Source organism: Cupriavidus sp. WKF15, from assembly GCF_029278605.1.
Taxonomy (GTDB): domain Bacteria; phylum Pseudomonadota; class Gammaproteobacteria; order Burkholderiales; family Burkholderiaceae; genus Cupriavidus.
In genome coordinates this window covers 1,859,142-1,877,345 of the sequence record NZ_CP119573.1, presented here as the reverse complement: position 1 = coordinate 1,877,345, position 18,204 = coordinate 1,859,142, and the positions used below count along the sequence as shown (strand labels likewise).

Here is an 18,204-nt window from a genome sequence, read left to right as displayed (position 1 = left end):
TCGCACGGAGGCAACGGCGCCCCATTTGCACTGAGGCGTCGCACGCCTCTGGCGCTCGTGGTGCATGCGCACCACGAAAAAGCGGCACGGGCCGGGTTGGCCACGTGCCGCTCATGTCCTCAGCCGCTTTGCGCCGGATTGCACGCTCGGGCGGCCCGGATTCGCTTACGTCGTTGATTCCCCTGCGCTGCGGCGCCCGCCTGCCAGCAGTGCTCGCAACGCGGCGAACGGGTTGGTGCTTTCTACGTAGCGGTGGAACAAGGTCCCGGCAACATTGCTCGCCAGCCAGGCGAACACCATGCCCATTGCATTGAGCACCGGGCTGCCCGGCGCGAAGTGCGACACCACCGCGTTCACGATGAGGCAGACCGGGAAATGCACCAGGAACACGGAATAAGAGATGCGGCCGAAGAAGCCCACCACCGCCGCGCGCGGCCAGCTTTCGAGCCAGCCCCCGCGCCTGGCCACCGCCAGCAGCAGGGCCGTCGCCAGCGCGACGGCGATCCGCAGCCGGAAATCGACGATCAGCGCTGCCAGCCCGAGCGCCCCAAGCAGCAGCAGCGGAATGGCCGAGCGGTCGGCGTTGGACGCCCAGTAAGCCAGCGTGCCCATGCCATAGGCGCCGAAGAAGTACACCGCCCAGATGTCCCATCCGGCATCGCGGTTGAACCAGAACAGCGATGCCACCGCCAGCGCCGACACCAGCACGACGCCCGCTTGCGCACCCTGGCCCGAAACCCCGCGCGCCAGCCATAGCGCCGTCACCAGCAGGGCAAACAACTGCAGGTCGATCGCCACATACCAGACTCCTGCGGACAAGGCATCGACATCCAGCACGTTATGCAGCAGCAGCACATGGGCAAGGAATTGCATCAGGTGCGGCGGCGCGGGAATCGACTCGTGGACCATCCAGGTACGCGCGATGGCCGCGCCCGCGATGCTCAGCAATATCGCCGCGGCATAAGGCGTGACCAGCTTCTGGTAGCGGCGCCAGACCGCTGCCAGCGGATGCTGCCGGAGAGTCAGCCGTCCCTCGGGCGCAAGGCTGCGTGCCGCCAGGAAGCCGCTGACGACCAGGAATACCTGCACCGCAATGCGGGCGTACTGCGACAGCCAGTCCAGCGCGTCCGGCGCCAGCGAATAGGCTGCGTCGGACATGGGGCCGTAGAACGCCAGGTGATGGAGCACGATCAGTTGCGAACTGACCGCCTTGAGGGCGTCTATGCACGCCAGGCGCGAAGGACGGGGGCTCATTGTTATAAGAACGTTACAAATGCGATGGGCGCGATTTTACCCCCATCTCGAGCACTGTTTGCGCCTTATTTGTCACAAAATGCGTAATCGTTACACAAATCACCAGCATGTGCCGTTTCCGGGGCGGCGAGCGCTTGTCTTGCCGACAAGGCATTTGCTTATGACAAAGTTGTCCTTCTCGTGCGCCAGTTCCGGGTATACCCTCACACCTTTGCTGCAACTGGCGTCACTGCGCCCCGCCTGCCTTCCACATGCTGTCCATCCAATCGTTCGCTTCCCGTCGCAAGCTATTCCGTTCCCTGGCGGCCCTGATGCTGTCCCTGGCCGCGCTGTCTCCGCTTGGCGCCCACGCCCAGAGCCCGGTGCTGGACAAGATCCGCGACAGCGGCACCATCGTGCTCGGCTATCGCGAATCCGCGCTGCCGTTCTCGTTTGCCGATGACAAGGACCAGCCGGCCGGCTATGCCGTCGACCTGTGCCTGCGCGTCGCCGAGGCAGCCCGCCAGAAACTGGGCCTGAAGGACATCAAGGTACGCTGGATGCCGCTCACGCCGCAGAACCGCTTCCCGGCAATGACCAATGGCCTGGTGGACCTGGACTGCGCGCCCAACACCAACTCGCTGGAACGTCAGAAGCAGGTGGCCTTCAGCGTGTCGCACTATGTGTCGACCGTGCGCATGCTGGTGCGCGCGGATTCCGGCATCCAGTCCTTCGCGGACCTGCGCGGCAAGACCGTGGTCACCAGCGCCGGTTCCACCGGCGACCGCCATGTGCGCCGCCTGAAGCAACAGTATGGTTACCGCGACATCTACGCCAAGGATCATGGCGAATCGTTCCTGCTGCTGGAATCGGGCCGCGCGCAGGCCTTCGTGATGGACGATGTCCTGCTGGCGGGCCTGCGCGCGCGCGCCAAGGACCCGTCCCAGTATGTGATCGTCGGTCCGGCCCTTTCGACGGAGCAGAACGCGCTGATGATGTCGAAAGCCGACCCCGAATGGAAACAGTTCGTGGACCAGACGCTGGCCACCACCTTCGCGGGCCAGGACATCGCGTCGCTGCAGAAGCACTGGTTCCAGCAGCCCATCGGCAGCCGCCGCATCAACCTCGCCCTGGCCCCGTCGAACCAGGTGCGGGAAGCCTGGAAGCACCCGTCCGACACGGCGACGGAGTGATGTCAACGTATCAGGCTCAGGCCGCCTGATGTGGCAATCCATGATTTCCATAAGACCTACCGCCGGGTAGCCCCCAAGTTGACAGCCCGACAGGAGCTTGGCGACACTGAAACCGGTCGCTCCCGCCAGAGGAGCAACCGCGAAGAACCGCCCGACGGGGTGGCATAACCAGGCAGGACTCAGGAGAAATCATGAACAAGTTCGTTGCGACCGCGATCGCGCTCGCATTGGGCACGGCTGCTGTGGCCGCCCACGCGCAAACCGGCGGCAAGAAGTTCGACCCGTATACGCAGGGCGCCAAGTCCGGTCAGAAATTCGACCCGTACACCGAGGGCGCCAAGACCGGCGACAAGTTCGACCCGTACAGCCAGGGCGCCAACAAGAGCACCCGCAGCGACCTGACCGACGCCTCGGCCCCGGAAGCCAAGAAACCGGCCAAGTCGAAGTCCAAGAAGAGCAAGAAGAAGGCCGCTTCGGCGCCGGCGGCCAGCTGATACCCGGCCAGCCATGCAAGAAAGCCCGTGCGTGTGCACGGGCTTTTTGCATTTCGGGGATCAGCGCCGGAAGCCTGCCGATGGGGATCTACGGCGCTTGCGTATCCTGCTCCAGCGCCGTCACGTCGATGCGCTGCACTTTCCCGTCCTGCCTGACCTCCGTCCGCAGCACGAAAGCCTCGGCCGGGCAATACCAGTCGGTGATATGCATGACCGAAGGTTCGACCTGCACGACTTCTTCACCGACCAGCAGCGGCCCGAGGGACGTGCGCTTGTCATAGGTAATCGGCAGGCATTCCTTTCGGCCCATGACGGTATCGATCATCTGCCGGCGGCCGACCTGGCGCGAGCTGATATGGATGGAGGCGTGCAGCGCGCGCATGGTGCTGACCACCTCGTCCGAACCGAGCGGATAGACCTTCAGCGACAGGCTCGATTCGAACGTCTCGCCCTCCAGCGTGGTCCCTTCGCGCAGGTTCATGCCGGCATAGTTGAACACCCCGCTACCCTTGAACGCCGCCTCGCCATACATGCGCGCGTAGCGCGCACGGGCATTGATAACGGCGTGCTGGCTTTCGATGCTGGTCTGGTCCGCGGGCGTGCGCCGGTCGATATTGACCTGGTGCACCTGGTCCATGATGACGGGCGGCCCCATCAGCGCCGACATGGCCGATTTGGAGTTCACCTCGAGTTGTGCGCGGCACCCGTGGGCACTGCGCCCGACATCGCGCAATGTCATGGTGATCGACATCGGCAGCGCACCGTCCCCCTCCATCTGCACGTGCGAACCCGAGCGGAACCAGGGCGCGTCGCAGAGCACGGCGCCAGCCGATGGCGGCGCGGAAGCCCCGGGCGCCGTGGGGCCCGGATGCGAATCGGACCGCTGCTGGGCCCAGGCAACGCTGGCCAGCAGTAGTGCCAGCACGCCCGCAGCGCCGTTTCGCCGGAAATGCTGCGCCTTTGTCTTCACATGAATCCCTGTCTAGAATGATCTTGCGCCCGATCCGGCCGCGACTGGATCAGGCTTGCAATCGGCCTGTTCCAAAGTTAGCGCGTTTCCCGTGCACTGTCTCGCCGTGCTTTCGGAGGCCGGTCCTGGCTGGCGTCCCCGATACCTCGCAGGAGATCCCATGCTTCAGTACTACGCGAAATTATGGTGGGTGATCGCATTGCGCGGTCTGCTGGCGCTGGTTTTCGGCATTTGCGCGTTCTTTGCCCCGATCGCCACGCTGGCCGCGCTGATCATCCTCTTCGGCGCATTTACGGCGGCCGACGGCCTGATGGCCCTGCTGATGGCGATCTCCGGCAAGCAGCGCGAAAGCAGCGACCGCTGGATCCTGGCGCTGCAGGGCCTGCTGGGCCTGGGCGTCGGTGCGCTCACCTGGCTGAGCCCGACCATCACGGCGTTGTCCCTGCTGATCTATATCGCGGCATGGACGCTGGCCACGGGCGTGCTGCAGATTGTCGCAGCCGTGCGCCTGCGCAAGGAGATCCCCAACGAGTGGTGGCTGATCCTGACCGGGCTGGTCAGCATCGCCTTCGCCTTCATGGTGCTGTGGCGGCCATTGGCCGGTGCGCTCGCCGTGCTCTGGCTGATTGGGTCCTGGGCCATCGTGTGCGGCATCCTGCTCCTGGGGGTTGCGCTGCGGCTGCGCAGCGTGCGGCCGGGTGCAATTTCCCAGCCAGCCTGACTTCGGCAGAACGGTTGCCCACGGGGCGGTCACCGGCCACCCGAAATCAGGACGGGTGCCTCACCCGTGCTACCATTGCCGCCCGCGAGAGGGACGCTCGGAGCACCGGGGAAAAGGTACGCTTGAATCACAAAGCAGGTCAAAAACTGGCCTGACGGCTTGCCTTGTCCACCGGGGACCGGCCGCAAGCGTTGTGACGGCTTCCCGCCATGCCCGGTATCCCAGTTGCGGTCGGTTCTGCCTGTCGCGCCACGCGATGCCAGCCATTCATCCGTCGACAATTCCATGGAGTTCTATGCGTAGTACATCGACCTCGCGCTATGCCGGTCTGTCAGTTGGCGTGATCGCCCTGATCAGCATCGGCATCCTGCTGGTCTGGTTCGGCTCGCTCGAGATGCGCCACTTGCTGCGCTCGGACGAAGGCCGCTACGCCGAAATTGCCCGCGAGATGTTCGTCAGCGGCGACTGGGTGACGATTCGCTACCAGTCGCTCAAGTACTTCGAAAAACCGCCCTTCCATCTCTGGGTGACCGCGCTGTCCTATACGCTGTTCGGCATTGGGGACTGGCAGGCGCGGTTGTGCGTGGCGCTGTCCGGCGCCATCGGCCTGCTGGTTTCGATGCTCGCCGCGCACCGCTGGTTTGGCGCGCGCGCGGCCCTGCTGACGGGGCTGGTGCTGGTCGCCGCGCCGATGTGGAACGTGGCGGCGCATTTCAATTCGCTGGACATGACGCTGTCGGGCGCGATGGCCTGCGTGCTCGCCTTCATGCTGCTGGCCCAGCACCCCGAAGCCACGCCGGCGGCCCGCCGCAACTGGATGCTGGCGTGCTGGGTCGCCATGGGCGTGGCCATCCTGACCAAGGGCCTGGTTGGCATTGCCCTGCCCGGGCTGGTGCTGGTGGTCTATACGCTCGTCACGCGCGACTTCGGCCTGTGGGGCCGCCTGCATCTGGTGGCCGGCATCGCGCTGATGCTCGTGGTCACCGTGCCCTGGTTCTGGCTGGTGTCCGAGCGCAACTCCGAATTCCTGAACTTCTTCTTCATTCACGAGCACTGGCAGCGCTACACCTCCACGGTGCATTCGCGCAAGGGCCCGCTGTGGTACTTCGTGCCGCTGCTGGTCGCGGGCTTCCTGCCATGGCTGGGCGCCTTCCCGGGCATGTGGCAGGCCGTGCGCGAACGCGCCGGCGTGGCACGCGGCAGTGCCCCGCGGCCGTTCCAGCCGGCGCTGCTCGCCGCCATCTGGGCCATTGCCATCTTCGTCTTCTTCAGCCTGTCGGGCTCGAAGCTGCCGGGCTATATCGTGCCGATCTTCCCGGCGCTGGGCATCCTGGCTGGCGTGGCGCTCGACACCACCACCGAGCGCTCATGGCGGCGGCAGGTGAACTTCATGCTGGTGCTGGCCATTCTCGGCTTGCTGGCCAGCCCTTACCTGGCAACGCTCGACAAGCCCAGCACGCCCAATGCGGTCTACCGCGAATTCGCGCTGTGGATCGGCCTGGCCTTTGCCTGCATGCTCGCCGGTGCGTTGCTCGCCCGTCACCTGATGCGTGCGCGTGGCGTATTCCCCAGCATCGTCGCTTATGCTGTGGCCATGTTCCTGTGCGCGACACTGGCCTTGCGCGGGCATGAAGCCATGGGCCGCCCGGCTTCCGGCGCCGACCTCGTGCCCGCGATCAGCGCGGTGCTGACGCCCGACATGCCGGTCTACAGCGTGCGCCTGCTGGACCACACCCTGCCGTTCTACCTGCGCCGGACTACCATCCTCGTGGAGCACCCCGACGAGCTGGAGTTCGGTGTCGGCCAGGAGCCGCAGAAATGGATTCCGACCGTCGACGCGTTTGTCGAACGCTGGAAACAGGGTCCGCACGCCATCGCCATCATGTCGGCCGACACGTTCCAGGACCTGAGCGCGCGCGGCGTGCCGATGCGCACGGTCGCCGAAGACAAGCGCCGCATCGTCGTTGCCAATTTCCCGCTGCCGGCACAGGCCCGGCCGCAATCTTCCAAGGACTGAACCCGGCGCCATGACGCTATCGACTTTTGCCTTTATCTTTACCGGCGTACTGCTCAACGCCGCCGCGCAACTGCTGCTCAAGGCCGGCGTCAACGCCGTCGGCGCCATCACCATCGAACGCAGCACGCTGCTGGTGACGGCACTGCGCGTGCTGACGCAGTGGCCGGTGCTGGCCGGGCTGACGCTCTATGTCGTCAGCGTAGGCGTGTGGATCGTCGGGCTGTCGCGCGTGGACGTGTCGATCGCCTATCCCATGCTCTCGCTCGGCTATGTGGTGAATGCGCTGGCCGCATGGTGGCTGTTCGGCGAGATGATCGGACCGCTGCGCGTGTGCGGCATCCTGCTGATCCTGGCCGGCGTGTTCCTGATCGCGCGCTCGTGAACCGGCGCCCAACTGTGCTGCACTTCTACTGGCAAGCTTCCCGATGACCGCTACCGCCGCTTCCGAATTCCTTCCCTTCGTCCGGCCCGAGATCGACGCCGACACCATTGCCGAAGTCGGCAAGGTGCTCGCATCCGGCTGGATCACCTCCGGCCCGAAGATGCAGGCGTTCGAGGACGCGCTGTCCCAGCTCTTCGGCGGGCGCCCCGTGCGCACCTTCGCCAATGGCTCGGCGACGATGGAGATCGCCCTGCGCATCGCGGATATCGGGCCTGGCGATGAAGTCATCACCACGCCGATCACGTGGGTCGCCACTGCCAACGTGGTGCTGGCGGTCGGCGCAAAGCCGGTGTTCGTCGACATCGACCCGCGCACCCGCAACATCGACCTGGACGCCGTGGAAGCGGCCATCACGCCGCGCACGCGCGCGATCATGCCGGTGTACCTGTCGGGCCTGCCCGTCGACATGGAGCGGCTCTACGCGATCGCCTCAAAGCACAGGCTGCGCGTGATCGAAGATGCCGCCCAGGCCATCGATTCGCGCTGGCAGGGCAAGCGCATCGGCGCGTTTGGCGACCTGGTCAGCTTCAGCTTCCAGGCCAACAAGAACATCACCAGCGTCGAAGGCGGCTGCCTGGTGATGAATACGCCCGAGGAAGCCGTGCGCGCCGAGCGCCTGCGCCTGCAGGGCGTGATCCGCTCCGGCATGGACGGCATGGACGTGGAAGAGCCCGGGGGCAAGTTCAACCTGACCGACGTGAATGCCGCGATCGGCCTGGCGCAGCTGGCCAAGCTGGATGGTATTACCGCGCGCCGCGCGGAACTGGCCGAAACCTATTTCCGTTGCGCCGCCGACGCAGGACTGGCCGAGCTGGGCATTGAACTGCCGCTGCCGCTGGATCCGAATCAGGCCACCACCAACTGGCACATGTTCCAGGTCGTGCTGCCCACGGAGCGCCTGGAAGGCGGCCCGCAGCATGCGCGCCACAACGTCATGCAGGCCATGCGCGAGCGCGGCATCGGCACCGGCGTGCACTATCCCCCGATTCACCTTTTCACCTATTACCGTTCCCTCGGCTGGCGCGAAGGCATGCTGCCGCACGCCGAGCGCATCGGGCGCGGCATCGTCACGCTGCCGCTCTTCCCTGCCATGCAAGCCACCGACGTGGAACGGGTCTGCGCAACTCTCAGCGAAACATGCAAACGTCTCTCCAAATGAGCCCGGTCGAGGTTTCGGTCGTCATCCCGGTCTACAACGAAGAGGACGGGCTGCAAGCCCTGTTCGACCGCCTGTATCCGGTGCTCGACGACCTTGGCGACTCGTACGAGGTCATTTTCATCAATGACGGCAGCGTCGACCGCTCGGCGGCGATGCTCGCGGCGCAGTTCCACAAGCGCCCGGACGTGACCCGGGTGGTGCTGTTCAACGGCAACTTTGGCCAGCACATGGCCATCCTCGCCGGCTTCGAGCATACGCGCGGCAAGATCGTGATCACGCTGGACGCCGACCTGCAGAACCCGCCCGAGGAAATCCCGCGCCTGGTGCAGACCATGCGCGAAGGCCACGACTACGTCGGCACCATTCGCCGCCAGCGCAACGACACGGCCTTCCGCCGCTATGCGTCGCGGGCCATGAACGGGCTGCGCGAGAAGATCACCCGGATCCGCATGACGGACCAGGGCTGCATGCTGCGCGCGTATGACCGCAACGTGGTGGACACCATCAATGCCTGCCGCGAGGTCAACACCTTCATTCCCGCGCTGGCCTACACGTTCGCGTCGAGTCCGGTGGAGATCGAGGTCGGCCACGAGCAGCGCCACGCGGGCGAGTCCAAGTACTCGCTGTACCAGCTCATCCGCCTGAATTTCGACCTGGTCACCGGCTTCTCGATCGTGCCGCTGCAATGGTTCTCGGCCATGGGGACGATCCTGTCCCTGTTGTCCGGGGTCCTGTTCGTCGTTCTGGTGGCGCGCCGCTTCCTGTTCGGCTCGGAAGTCCAGGGTGTGTTCACCCTGTTCGCCGTGAACTTCTTCCTGATCGGCATCCTGCTGTTCGGCCTGGGCCTGCTCGGCGAATACGTGGGCCGCATCTACCAGGAAGTACGCGACCGGCCGCGCTACCGCATCAAGGCCGTCCTTGAGGCGGACCCGGCCCGCCAACGGACGGAGGCATGATGCGCGCGGTTGTCTTTGGCTACCACAACGTCGGCGACCGCTGCCTGCGCGTGCTGCATGCGCGCGGCGTAGAGGTGGCGCTGGTCATCACGCATCGCGACCGTGCCGACGAGAACATCTGGTTCCGCCGCGTGGCGGATACCGCCACGGAACTGGGTATCCCATTCGTGTACGGCGAGGATCCGACCGACCCGGCGATCGCGCAGGCCGTGCGCGACGCCCGGCCCGACGTCATCTTCTCCTTCTACTACCGCTCGATGATCCCGGCCAGCGTGCTGGCGCTGGCGCCGCAAGGCGCGTTCAACATGCACGGATCGCTGCTGCCCAAGTACCGCGGCCGCGTGCCGGTCAACTGGGCCGTGCTGCACGGCGAGACCGAGACCGGCGCCACGCTGCACGCGATGGAAGCCAAGCCCGACGCCGGCTACATCGTCGACCAGACGGCCGTGCCGATTCTGCCGGACGACACCGCCGGCGAAGTCTTCGAGAAAGTCACCGTGGCGGCCGAGCAGACACTGTGGCGCGCGCTGCCGGCCATGATGGCGGGCAAGACGCCGCAGCTGCCTAACGTGCTGGCCGAGGGCAGCTACTTCTCGGGCCGCCGCCCCGAGGACGGCCGCATCGACTGGAGCCGCCCGGCGGCCGAGGTCTACAACCTGATCCGCGCGGTGGCGCCGCCCTACCCGGGCGCATTCACCGATATTGCCGGCCAGCGCTTCATCGTTGCGCAGGCGCGCCGCCCGCTGTCCGCCTCTACGCCGGCTACGCTGCCGACCGGATGGCGCCCCGGCCTGCATGTCAGCCAGGGCCAGATCGTCGGCCTGTGCGGCGACGGCGGCCAGGTGCGCATTGACACCCTGCTTGCCGCCGCGACGTCGTCCCCGGTCACCCCGGAGTCGCTTGCCCCCATTCTTACCGAACAGTCCAACGAGGAAAACCGATGAAAAAGGTCCTGATTCTTGGCGTCAACGGCTTCATCGGCCACCACCTGACGCGCCGCATCCTGGAAACCACGCCGTGGGAGGTCTACGGCATGGACATGTCGTCCGACCGCCTCGGTGACCTGGTCAACCATCCGCGCATGCACTTCTTCGAGGGTGACATCACCATCAACAAGGAGTGGATCGAGTACAACATCCGCAAATGCGACGTGGTCCTGCCGCTGGTGGCCATTGCCACCCCCGCCACCTACGTGCGCCAGCCGCTGCGCGTGTTCGAGCTCGACTTCGAAGCCAACCTGCCGATCGTGCGCGCCGCGGTCAAGTACGGCAAGCACCTGGTGTTCCCGTCGACCTCCGAGGTCTACGGCATGTGCGCCGACGACGAGTTCGACCCCGAGTCCTCGCCGCTGATCTACGGCCCGATCAACAAGCCGCGCTGGATCTACGCCTGCTCCAAGCAGCTCATGGACCGCGTCATCCACGCCTACGGCATGGAACAGGGCCTGAACTACACGCTGTTCCGCCCGTTCAACTGGATCGGCGCCGGGCTGGACTCGATCTTCGAATCGAAGGAAGGCTCCTCGCGCGTGGTCACGCAGTTCCTCGGCCATATCGTGCGCGGCGAGCCGATCAAGCTGGTCGACGGCGGGGCGCAGAAGCGCGCGTTCGCCGATATCTCGGACGGCATCTCGGCGCTGATGCGCATCATCGAGAACCCCAACGGCGTGGCCACCGGCAAGATCTTCAACATCGGCAACCCGTCCAACATCCACTCGGTGCGCGAGCTGGCCGAGATGATGCTGAAGATGGCCGCCGACTACCCCGAGTACGCCGAAGAGGCGCGCAAGACGCAGATCGTCGAGACCTCGTCGGGCGACTTCTACGGCAAGGGCTACCAGGACGTGCAGCACCGCGTGCCGAAGATCGACAACACCATGCAGGAACTGGGCTGGAAGCCCGAGGTGACGATGGAGCAGGCGCTGCGCCAGATCTTCGAGGCCTATCGCGAAAAGGTCGTGGAAGCACGCACCCTCGTCGACAGCGCCAACTGAGCGCGGAGCCATGGCCAGAATCGCCCTCAAGGTTGACGTCGACACGCTGCGCGGCACGCGCGAAGGCGTGCCGGCGCTGCTGTCCATGCTCGATGCCGTGCAGGCACAGGCCACCTTCCTGTACAGCCTGGGCCCGGACCACACCGGCTGGGCACTGCGCCGCATATTCCGGCCCGGGTTCCTGAAGAAGGTGTCGCGCACCTCGGTGGTGTCCAACTACGGCCTGCGCACGCTGATGTACGGCGTGCTGCTGCCGGGGCCGGACATCGGCCGCAAGGCGGCCGCCGAAATGCGCGCGGCGCGCACGGCCGGCCATGAATGCGGCATCCATACCTGGGATCATGTCTACTGGCAGGACAACGTGCGCCAGCGCGATCCCGCCTGGACGCGCCGCCAGATGCAGAACGCATTCGACCGCTATGTCGACATCTTCGGCGAAGCCCCGCCCACGCATGGCGCGGCCGGCTGGCAGATGAACGACGAGGCGTTCCGGCAGATCGACGACTGGGGCATGGCCTACGCGTCGGACGGGCGCGGCACGGCGCCGTACATCCCGACTGTCGGCGGCGTGGCCTGCCGCCATGTGCAGATTCCAACCACGCTGCCCACGCTCGACGAAATGATCGGCGTGGACGGCCTCACCGAGGACAACGTCCATGAGGCCGTGCTGCGCCTGACGGAAGGCGCGGGCGGCATGCGCGACCATGTCTTCACGCTGCACACGGAACTGGAAGGCGGCAAGCTCGCGCCCGTGTTCCGCCGCCTGCTGCAAGGCTGGCGCGCGCAGGGGCATGAGCTGGTGTCGATGGCCACGTATTACCGGCACATCGACCGCGACACCCTGCCGACGCTGCCGGTGACGTGGGGGTCGATTGAAGGGCGCAGCGGCGAGCTGATCATTCAGCCTTGAAATGCAGGCGGGCCACTTCGTAGAGGCTCCCGCCCTTCCCCCTGCCCTCTCCATTGCATGGAGAAGAGAACCCGCCAGTTTGGCCTACAACAATCTGAACTGTACACCTTTGATTCTTAAGGAACAGTAACCAGCGGGGGCGCCGCTGTCCGACGCCAACTGGCCCATCTCCCCCAAGCCCGCCCACGATTTTGATGCGCTCAGCGCAGAATGGGGCGCGGCCCGATTTTGACGGCTTCCTGACCGGCCGGCATTCGCCGACCCGCTCCCTTGCGGTGACGCGCGGCATTTGCCAGCGCGATCTGCTGCGCCTTTGCCGTGGCGATGCGTTTCAGCCTTCGCCCTCCAGGTTCCATTTTGGCAATTTGCTCCGGCGTTTAACGTTGCTTCGGTGGCCATCAAGTCGACTGTATTTGATTTAGATTTAAATACCTCAAAATACGAATCTTTTTTCTCAAAAATCGGATTAGTCCTATATCTGGCTTGCTTTGATCTTGGCATTCTGTATCGCCAAATTCGGGTATTGCACCAATTGCCCAGCGTACACCTGACGCGCTGCGTGCCGCGCAGCGGCGCAACCGATACAAGGATTGCGATCATGGCCGAAAGATGGGATCACGCAGCCAAGCTGCCGACGGGACGACAAGTCTATTTTCTGGAGGTGCCTGGGTCGGCCACTGCCGCCGCGCTGTCAGTGGTGTCCTTCGAAGCGATCGAGCGACTGGGTGAGCCTTATCGGGTCACGGTCCAGCTCACCCATCCGCTGGAGCTGGACCGCGCCGACTACCTGAGCCGGGACGCCGCCTTCGTCATTGATGGCGGCCAGGACAGCGAGCCGCGGAAGTTTGCCGGCTGGATTTCCGAGTTTTCCAAGACGCGGGAGACCCGGGACTTCTGTGCCTATGAAATCGTGGTGGTACCGCAGGTCGCGCGCCTTAGCATCACGAAACGCAGTCGCATCTATCAGCAGAAGACCGCGCCACAGATCATCGAGACCATCCTGCGCGGTCACGAGTTGAAGGGACACCAATTCGCCTTCAAGACCCGACGTCAATACCCACAGCACGCGTTCCGCCTTCAGTACGAGATGTCGGACTGGGACTATATCCGGCTGCTGATGGAGCAGGAGGGCCTGTACTGCTATTTCATCCCCGGCAAGTTCGGTGAGATGGTGGTGTTCGGCGACGACATCGACCACTACATCTACCAGCCCGAGTTGCGCGTGCCGTACCGGGAGACGGCGGGGCTGGAATCGGGCCTGGAGGCGGTCTACGACATCCGGACGCATACCAGGACGGTTCCGGAATCCTACCGGGTAGCGGATTACAACCCCGATGCCTCATGGGAACGCAAGGCCGGCGAGGCGAACATCGCCCACAAGGACAGGACGACCTATGGGCAGCCCTATGTCTACGGCACGCACCACCTGGACGAGGCCGGCGCGAAGTGGGAGGCGCAGCTGCGGCACGAGGCGGCGTACGCTGGGCAACTGGTCTACGCGGGCCAGAGCAATGTGCTGGCGCTGCGCCCGGCGCGTATTCTGCGTATGGACACCGCCCTGCCGGATGCACCCAGCGGCCAGGTCGTCACCGGGGTCGTGCACAGCGGCGGCCGTGACCAGGCGTACCGCAACGTCTTCTACCAGGCCATCCCGTGCGACCGGCGCTTCCGCCTGGCGATGGACGAGTCCCGGTGGCCGCGCATCGCCGGGACGCTCAGCGGACGCATCACATCGCCGGGCGAGTACAAGTACGCCTATCTGACGCAGGACGGCCACTACATCGTCCGTTTCGACCTGGACTTCGACAAGTGGCCCAAGGGCGGCGAGAGCGTTCCGTTGCGCCTCGCCAAGCCCTTCGCCGGGGCCTTGCAGACGGGCTTCCACTTCCCGCTGATTGACGGCACCGAGGTAGCCATTGCCTTCCGGGATGGGAATCCAAACAAGCCCTACATCGCGCACGCGATGCACCACAGCCAGCACAGTGATCTCATCCACAATCAGGATCGGTGGCTGTCCCGCAATGTCATCCGCACCCAGAGCAACAACAAGCTGCGCTTCGAAGACTGGCACGGCCAGGAAAGCATCAAGCTGTCCACCGAGTACGGCGGCAAGACCCAACTGAACCTCGGCTATCTCGTCGACTACAAGAAGAAGCAGCGCGGCGACGGGTTCGAACTACGGACTTCCGGCTGGGGCGCCGTGCGTGGTGGCAAGGGACTGTTCCTGTCGGCCGATGACCAGCCGGGGGCGAATGGCCAGCAACTGGATATGCAGGATGCCGAAGCCACCCTCAAACAGGCCACCGAAATACTGAATTCCCTCAATGACTCAGCCAACGCCGCCAAGGCGTGGCTCGCAGACATCGAGCAGCAACGTACGCTGGTTGAACAGAAGCTGCTGAGCCTGCAGAAGCCTGTCCTGGTTGCTACGGCCCCGCACGGCGTGGGCGTGACGAGTGGGGAGAACATGCAGCTGGCGTCGCGTAAGCAGCTGTTCATGACCGCTGGCAGTGGTCTGGATATTGGCGTCATCAAGCGCATAACCGTGGCCGCTGGAGAAGCGATATCGCTGTTTGCCGCGAAGCTGGGCATCCGCATCTTTGCGGCCAAGGGCAAAGTGCAAATCCAGGCGCACGGCGATGCAATGGAACTGATGGCACTGAAGGACGTGGTGGTCAATTCATCCGAGGGCAAGGTCATGATTACCGCATCTCAGGGCATCACGCTGGGCGATGGCTCCGGCGCGTACATCACGATCAGCAACGGCAAGATCGTGCTGGCAAGCCCGAGCGGCCAGATCGAAGCTAAGGGCAACCTCAATGTGGCGGGGCCCGCAGGTGGCAGCTTCACCCTCCCGAACTGGACGAATGCCCCGGTGAAAGACATCAAGGGCGACATGAACTTTGGCTTTTCCGAATAAGGCATAGGCATGGCCAATACGACACCAACTCCGGCGCTGCCGCCGCTGAAGCAGTTGCGCTTCACCTTTCCGTTCCGCAAGAAGGGCAAGGGCAACGCGTCCGTCGAGATCACGGACGAGCACGAGTTTCACAAGATTCTGAAGAACGAGCCATCCGGTACGTACTCGGTCAGCAGCGAAGGCATGTGGCACGGTGGCATCCATGTATCGGAAGCCGGCTCGGGTTCGCTTCTGGACCTGAAATGCGGTGTGCGTTGCATCGCGGACGGCGAGGTGGTGGCCTGGCGGCTGAATCGCACTTACCTAACCAGCGAGCTACCGGCAGAAGGCGACAAGCCCGCCTTCAGTGCAGCCTATAGCACGGGCTTTGCCCTGGTGCGCCACCAGATGGAGTTTCCGAGGGGCACCAAGCTGACATTCTTCAGCCTGTACATGCATTTGCAGGACTTCGCCGGGTACGAGAGCGACCCAGCGCAGCCGAAGCCTGCGTACTGGTCCCCCGAATTCAAGGTGACCAGGTTTGCCAAGGACAAGCCCCATCCCAACCGGAGCGGCACGACTGCGCCGACGCAACTTGGCTTGAGGGCCCGGGCTACCCACCCGCACGGCACCCCCTTTTGCATCCTGCCGCAGGGCACGCAGTTCAGCATCAGCGAACGCGCCGGTGATTGGGGCAAGATCAAGGACACTCACGGCACGCAACTGTATCCGCCGACGGTGGGCGCGTTCGTGGCCACAACTGCTGCGGCAGGTGGCTGGGCGTTCCTGGGCAAAGAGAACGGCGGCGGCGTGGTCGAGGCAGTCATGCCGGATTCCCTCCTAGACCGAGTGGTCGTGCCAACCACGCCCATCCCCATCAAAGCAGGCGACCTTATCGGCTACCTGGGCCGCTATGACTCGCTGAATAAGAAGACCTCGAACAAGATGGTCCACATTGAGGTCTTCTGCGGGGACGATATCAAAACCGTCCTTGAGAAGAGTCGAGCATGGATTGAGCAGAACGCACACCTTGCCCCGGATTGTTGGAAACAGTTTGGTCTGCCGAGTGATCCGACCATTCTGCGGATTGCTAAGCAGACCAAGCTGTACAAGGCCGCGCTCAACGAAGGACAGGGCGCCCCGCTGACCGGCGTCGTCCAGGTGCTGTCATTGGCGGAATTGGGCAAGCAGCAAAATAACAAGGTCATGGAGACCACGCCGGGCGCGGCTGACCATCAGAAACGCCCGTGGTGGAAGGTGGACAGCGCGAACGTGCGCGGCGAGAACATTAGCGGCTGGGTGCGCGAAGAAGGTTTTGATGGTGGAAGAGTGACCCTTGAATACCCTCAAGAGTGGGTTGATTTTGATACCTTCGAAGACCCGCACGACCCGACACACACGATGTTTGCAACCGCCAAGGCGTATGTCGATTACTCGCTTGGCAAGGATGTTCCCTCACCGGGCGCGCTGGATAAGCTCAGTCCCCTAATGGCAAGAGTCTATCGGGCCATCTATACCATCGGGGACGGCAGCCACGCGGCGGATGAACTATGCGATGCCGCCGACGACCCGTGGCGCGCCCTGCGCATGTCACGCCTGATCATCAAGCACGAGAGTGAGTGGGCCAACCCGGCCAAGTGGATTCAGCTTATCCAGGCCATCGAAGCAGAGACGGAATCGAAGGCCCAGCACAAGGCCGAGCAGCAGCGTATCGAGAAGCTGGTCTGGTGGGATGAGGTCAAGGCCGGGATACCGAATCTACCGGGGTCGGATGTCTTTCATATTCATCCGATTGGGCTGGTTGGGAATTTCGCATGCGAGCGTCAGCCAATCACGATGGAAATGTTAATTGCGGCGGAGCCAGGAAATTCACGGGCTCACTACGAAGGGATTTTGCCCTATCTAAATATGTACGCAAAAATCTACGATGTAAGCACCCCCAAACGTATTGCTCATTTTCTATCTCAAGTAGCTCATGAAAGTGCTCTACGGGTCCGGAGTGAGGATTTGGATTTTAGACCGAAGATCATGCGCAAGACCTTCGGGTGCAAGGGAGGCAAAAAAAATTACAATGAATCATGTGATGATTGTACTCATGGGCGACTTAGGGAGAAGCTGTGGAGCCAAGAGAGCTATTATGCTCACAACCCTGAGCACCTAGGTTCGTATGTTTATGCAGATAGAATGGGCAACGGAGGGGAGTCTACCGGCGAAGGATTCAAATATCGAGGAAGAGGGATTCTTCAAGTTACAGGCAAGGCGGGATATCAATCATTCCAAGATGAGCACAATAAACGCGATCCCTATGACATTAAAGATTTCATTTCACATCCTGAGCTTATTTCGGAAAATGCTCAATACGCCGTCGAATCCGCATTTATATTTTGGTCTAAGAACAATCTAAATCCGACCGCAGACTCAAGAAGCGTCGCGGACGTCACACAAAAAGTTAATGGCGGGCAAAATGGATATCCCGACCGTCTTCGTCGCTACAACAAGGTTGCCGCCATTTTGGGGCTGCCGCAGAGTACCTAAATGAAGCTCTCGCATTTTCCCATCTTAGTTTTGATGCTCTTTGGTTGGAGCTTGCATGCGTACGCGGACAATTTGTGCAAAGACGATGAGGCTGCGGTTTTTAATTGCGAGCTCCCCCAAAAGAAATCTTCGTTGTGCCAGGCACGAAGCGATGGCGCACTTGTCTACCGAAGTGGTAGGCGAGGAAGAATTGATATAGAAATATCAAATAGAAAAAAAATAGATGCGTTCCGTTTTAGCTACACTCCATACGCAGGCGGAGGGGAGGCACACATTAAATTTTTGAATGGTGATTACAAATATTACCTTTATGATAAAACCATTAAAATCGATGATGATCATAATCTTTCCGCAGGGATAGTTATTTATCTCGGTGACAAAAGAGTGGCGAACTTAATTTGCCTTAATGATGCGTCAATTAAGCAACAGGCATATGAAGGAATGACTCGGGAGGAGTATCGAGATGTGGGTGCGAAATAATGAAAAACCTCGCATATGAAGACGATGCCACGAGCCACGGCGGCAAGGTGCTAGCCGGCTCCGACAGTATCCAGGTAAAGGGTCGGCGGACCGCACGCGTCGGCGACATCGTGTCCTGCCCGATCCACGGCGACAGCCGGATCACCACTGCAGCGCCCACATGACGAACGCGAGCGTTCCGCCGTCCCGAGATGGGGACCAA

16 protein-coding genes are annotated in these 18,204 nt (G+C 63.1%); 14 read left to right on the top strand and 2 right to left on the bottom strand.

Translation table 11 applies throughout. From position 1 onward, the window contains the following. Positions 1 to 165: 165 nt before the first annotated feature. On the bottom strand, positions 166 to 1,254 hold the full coding sequence (locus tag CupriaWKF_RS25875) for an acyltransferase (RefSeq protein ID WP_276101291.1): 1,089 nt from the start codon (positions 1,252 to 1,254) through the stop codon (positions 166 to 168). A gap of 251 nt (positions 1,255 to 1,505) precedes the next feature. On the opposite strand from CupriaWKF_RS25875, the gene CupriaWKF_RS25870 reads away from it, so the two are divergent. Continuing rightward, positions 1,506 to 2,426, top strand: a complete 921-nt coding sequence (locus tag CupriaWKF_RS25870) for an amino acid ABC transporter substrate-binding protein (RefSeq protein ID WP_276101290.1) — start codon at positions 1,506 to 1,508, stop codon at positions 2,424 to 2,426. Positions 2,427 to 2,617: 191 nt separating this feature from the next. Beyond that, entirely contained in the window at positions 2,618 to 2,920 is a 303-nt protein-coding gene (locus tag CupriaWKF_RS25865) for an amino acid ABC transporter permease (protein WP_276101289.1), read from the top strand. 88 nt (positions 2,921 to 3,008) lie between these two features. Here CupriaWKF_RS25865 and CupriaWKF_RS25860 read toward each other — a convergent pair whose 3' ends face one another. Then, a complete protein-coding gene (locus CupriaWKF_RS25860) occupies positions 3,009 to 3,890 on the bottom strand; it encodes a hypothetical protein (RefSeq protein ID WP_276101288.1) in 882 nt (293 codons plus the stop codon). Between the two features lie 160 nt (positions 3,891 to 4,050). On the opposite strand from CupriaWKF_RS25860, the gene CupriaWKF_RS25855 reads away from it, so the two are divergent. The 12 genes from CupriaWKF_RS25855 (at position 4,051) to CupriaWKF_RS25800 (ending at position 18,166) form a co-directional block, all read left to right on the top strand. Next, on the top strand, positions 4,051 to 4,611 hold the full coding sequence (locus CupriaWKF_RS25855) for an HdeD family acid-resistance protein (protein WP_276101287.1): 561 nt from the start codon (positions 4,051 to 4,053) through the stop codon (positions 4,609 to 4,611). A 295-nt stretch (positions 4,612 to 4,906) separates the two neighbouring features. Next, on the top strand, positions 4,907 to 6,628 hold the full coding sequence (locus tag CupriaWKF_RS25850) for a glycosyltransferase family 39 protein (protein ID WP_276101286.1): 1,722 nt from the start codon (positions 4,907 to 4,909) through the stop codon (positions 6,626 to 6,628). 10 nt (positions 6,629 to 6,638) lie between these two features. Beyond that, a complete protein-coding gene (locus CupriaWKF_RS25845) occupies positions 6,639 to 7,010 on the top strand; it encodes an EamA family transporter (protein WP_276101285.1) in 372 nt (123 codons plus the stop codon). Positions 7,011 to 7,053: 43 nt separating this feature from the next. Next, entirely contained in the window at positions 7,054 to 8,229 is a 1,176-nt protein-coding gene (locus CupriaWKF_RS25840) for a DegT/DnrJ/EryC1/StrS aminotransferase family protein (RefSeq protein ID WP_276101284.1), read from the top strand. Further along, positions 8,208 to 9,185, top strand: a complete 978-nt coding sequence (locus tag CupriaWKF_RS25835) for a glycosyltransferase (RefSeq protein ID WP_276101283.1) — start codon at positions 8,208 to 8,210, stop codon at positions 9,183 to 9,185. Before CupriaWKF_RS25840 ends, CupriaWKF_RS25835 begins: the two co-directional genes overlap by 22 nt. After that, positions 9,185 to 10,129, top strand: a complete 945-nt coding sequence (locus CupriaWKF_RS25830) for a formyltransferase (protein WP_276103211.1) — start codon at positions 9,185 to 9,187, stop codon at positions 10,127 to 10,129. The genes CupriaWKF_RS25835 and CupriaWKF_RS25830 overlap by 1 nt, the downstream gene beginning before the upstream one ends. Further along, complete coding sequence (locus CupriaWKF_RS25825) at positions 10,126 to 11,178, top strand: bifunctional UDP-4-keto-pentose/UDP-xylose synthase (RefSeq protein WP_276101282.1); 1,053 nt, start codon at positions 10,126 to 10,128, stop codon at positions 11,176 to 11,178. Before CupriaWKF_RS25830 ends, CupriaWKF_RS25825 begins: the two co-directional genes overlap by 4 nt. Before the next feature lie 10 nt (positions 11,179 to 11,188). Then, positions 11,189 to 12,088 carry a polysaccharide deacetylase family protein gene (locus tag CupriaWKF_RS25820; RefSeq protein ID WP_276101281.1) on the top strand — a complete coding sequence of 300 codons (900 nt, stop codon included), beginning with the start codon at positions 11,189 to 11,191 and terminating at the stop codon, positions 12,086 to 12,088. Positions 12,089 to 12,686: 598 nt separating this feature from the next. After that, on the top strand, positions 12,687 to 15,008 hold the full coding sequence (gene vgrG / locus CupriaWKF_RS25815; protein ID WP_276103210.1) for a type VI secretion system Vgr family protein: 2,322 nt from the start codon (positions 12,687 to 12,689) through the stop codon (positions 15,006 to 15,008). 9 nt (positions 15,009 to 15,017) lie between these two features. Further along, positions 15,018 to 17,522, top strand: coding sequence for a hypothetical protein (locus tag CupriaWKF_RS25810; RefSeq protein ID WP_276101280.1), 2,505 nt, complete (start codon positions 15,018 to 15,020; stop codon positions 17,520 to 17,522). Beyond that, on the top strand, positions 17,523 to 18,002 hold the full coding sequence (locus CupriaWKF_RS25805) for a hypothetical protein (protein ID WP_276101279.1): 480 nt from the start codon (positions 17,523 to 17,525) through the stop codon (positions 18,000 to 18,002). Further along, complete coding sequence (locus CupriaWKF_RS25800; protein ID WP_276101278.1) at positions 18,002 to 18,166, top strand: PAAR domain-containing protein; 165 nt, start codon at positions 18,002 to 18,004, stop codon at positions 18,164 to 18,166. Before CupriaWKF_RS25805 ends, CupriaWKF_RS25800 begins: the two co-directional genes overlap by 1 nt. Positions 18,167 to 18,204 lie beyond the last annotated feature (38 nt).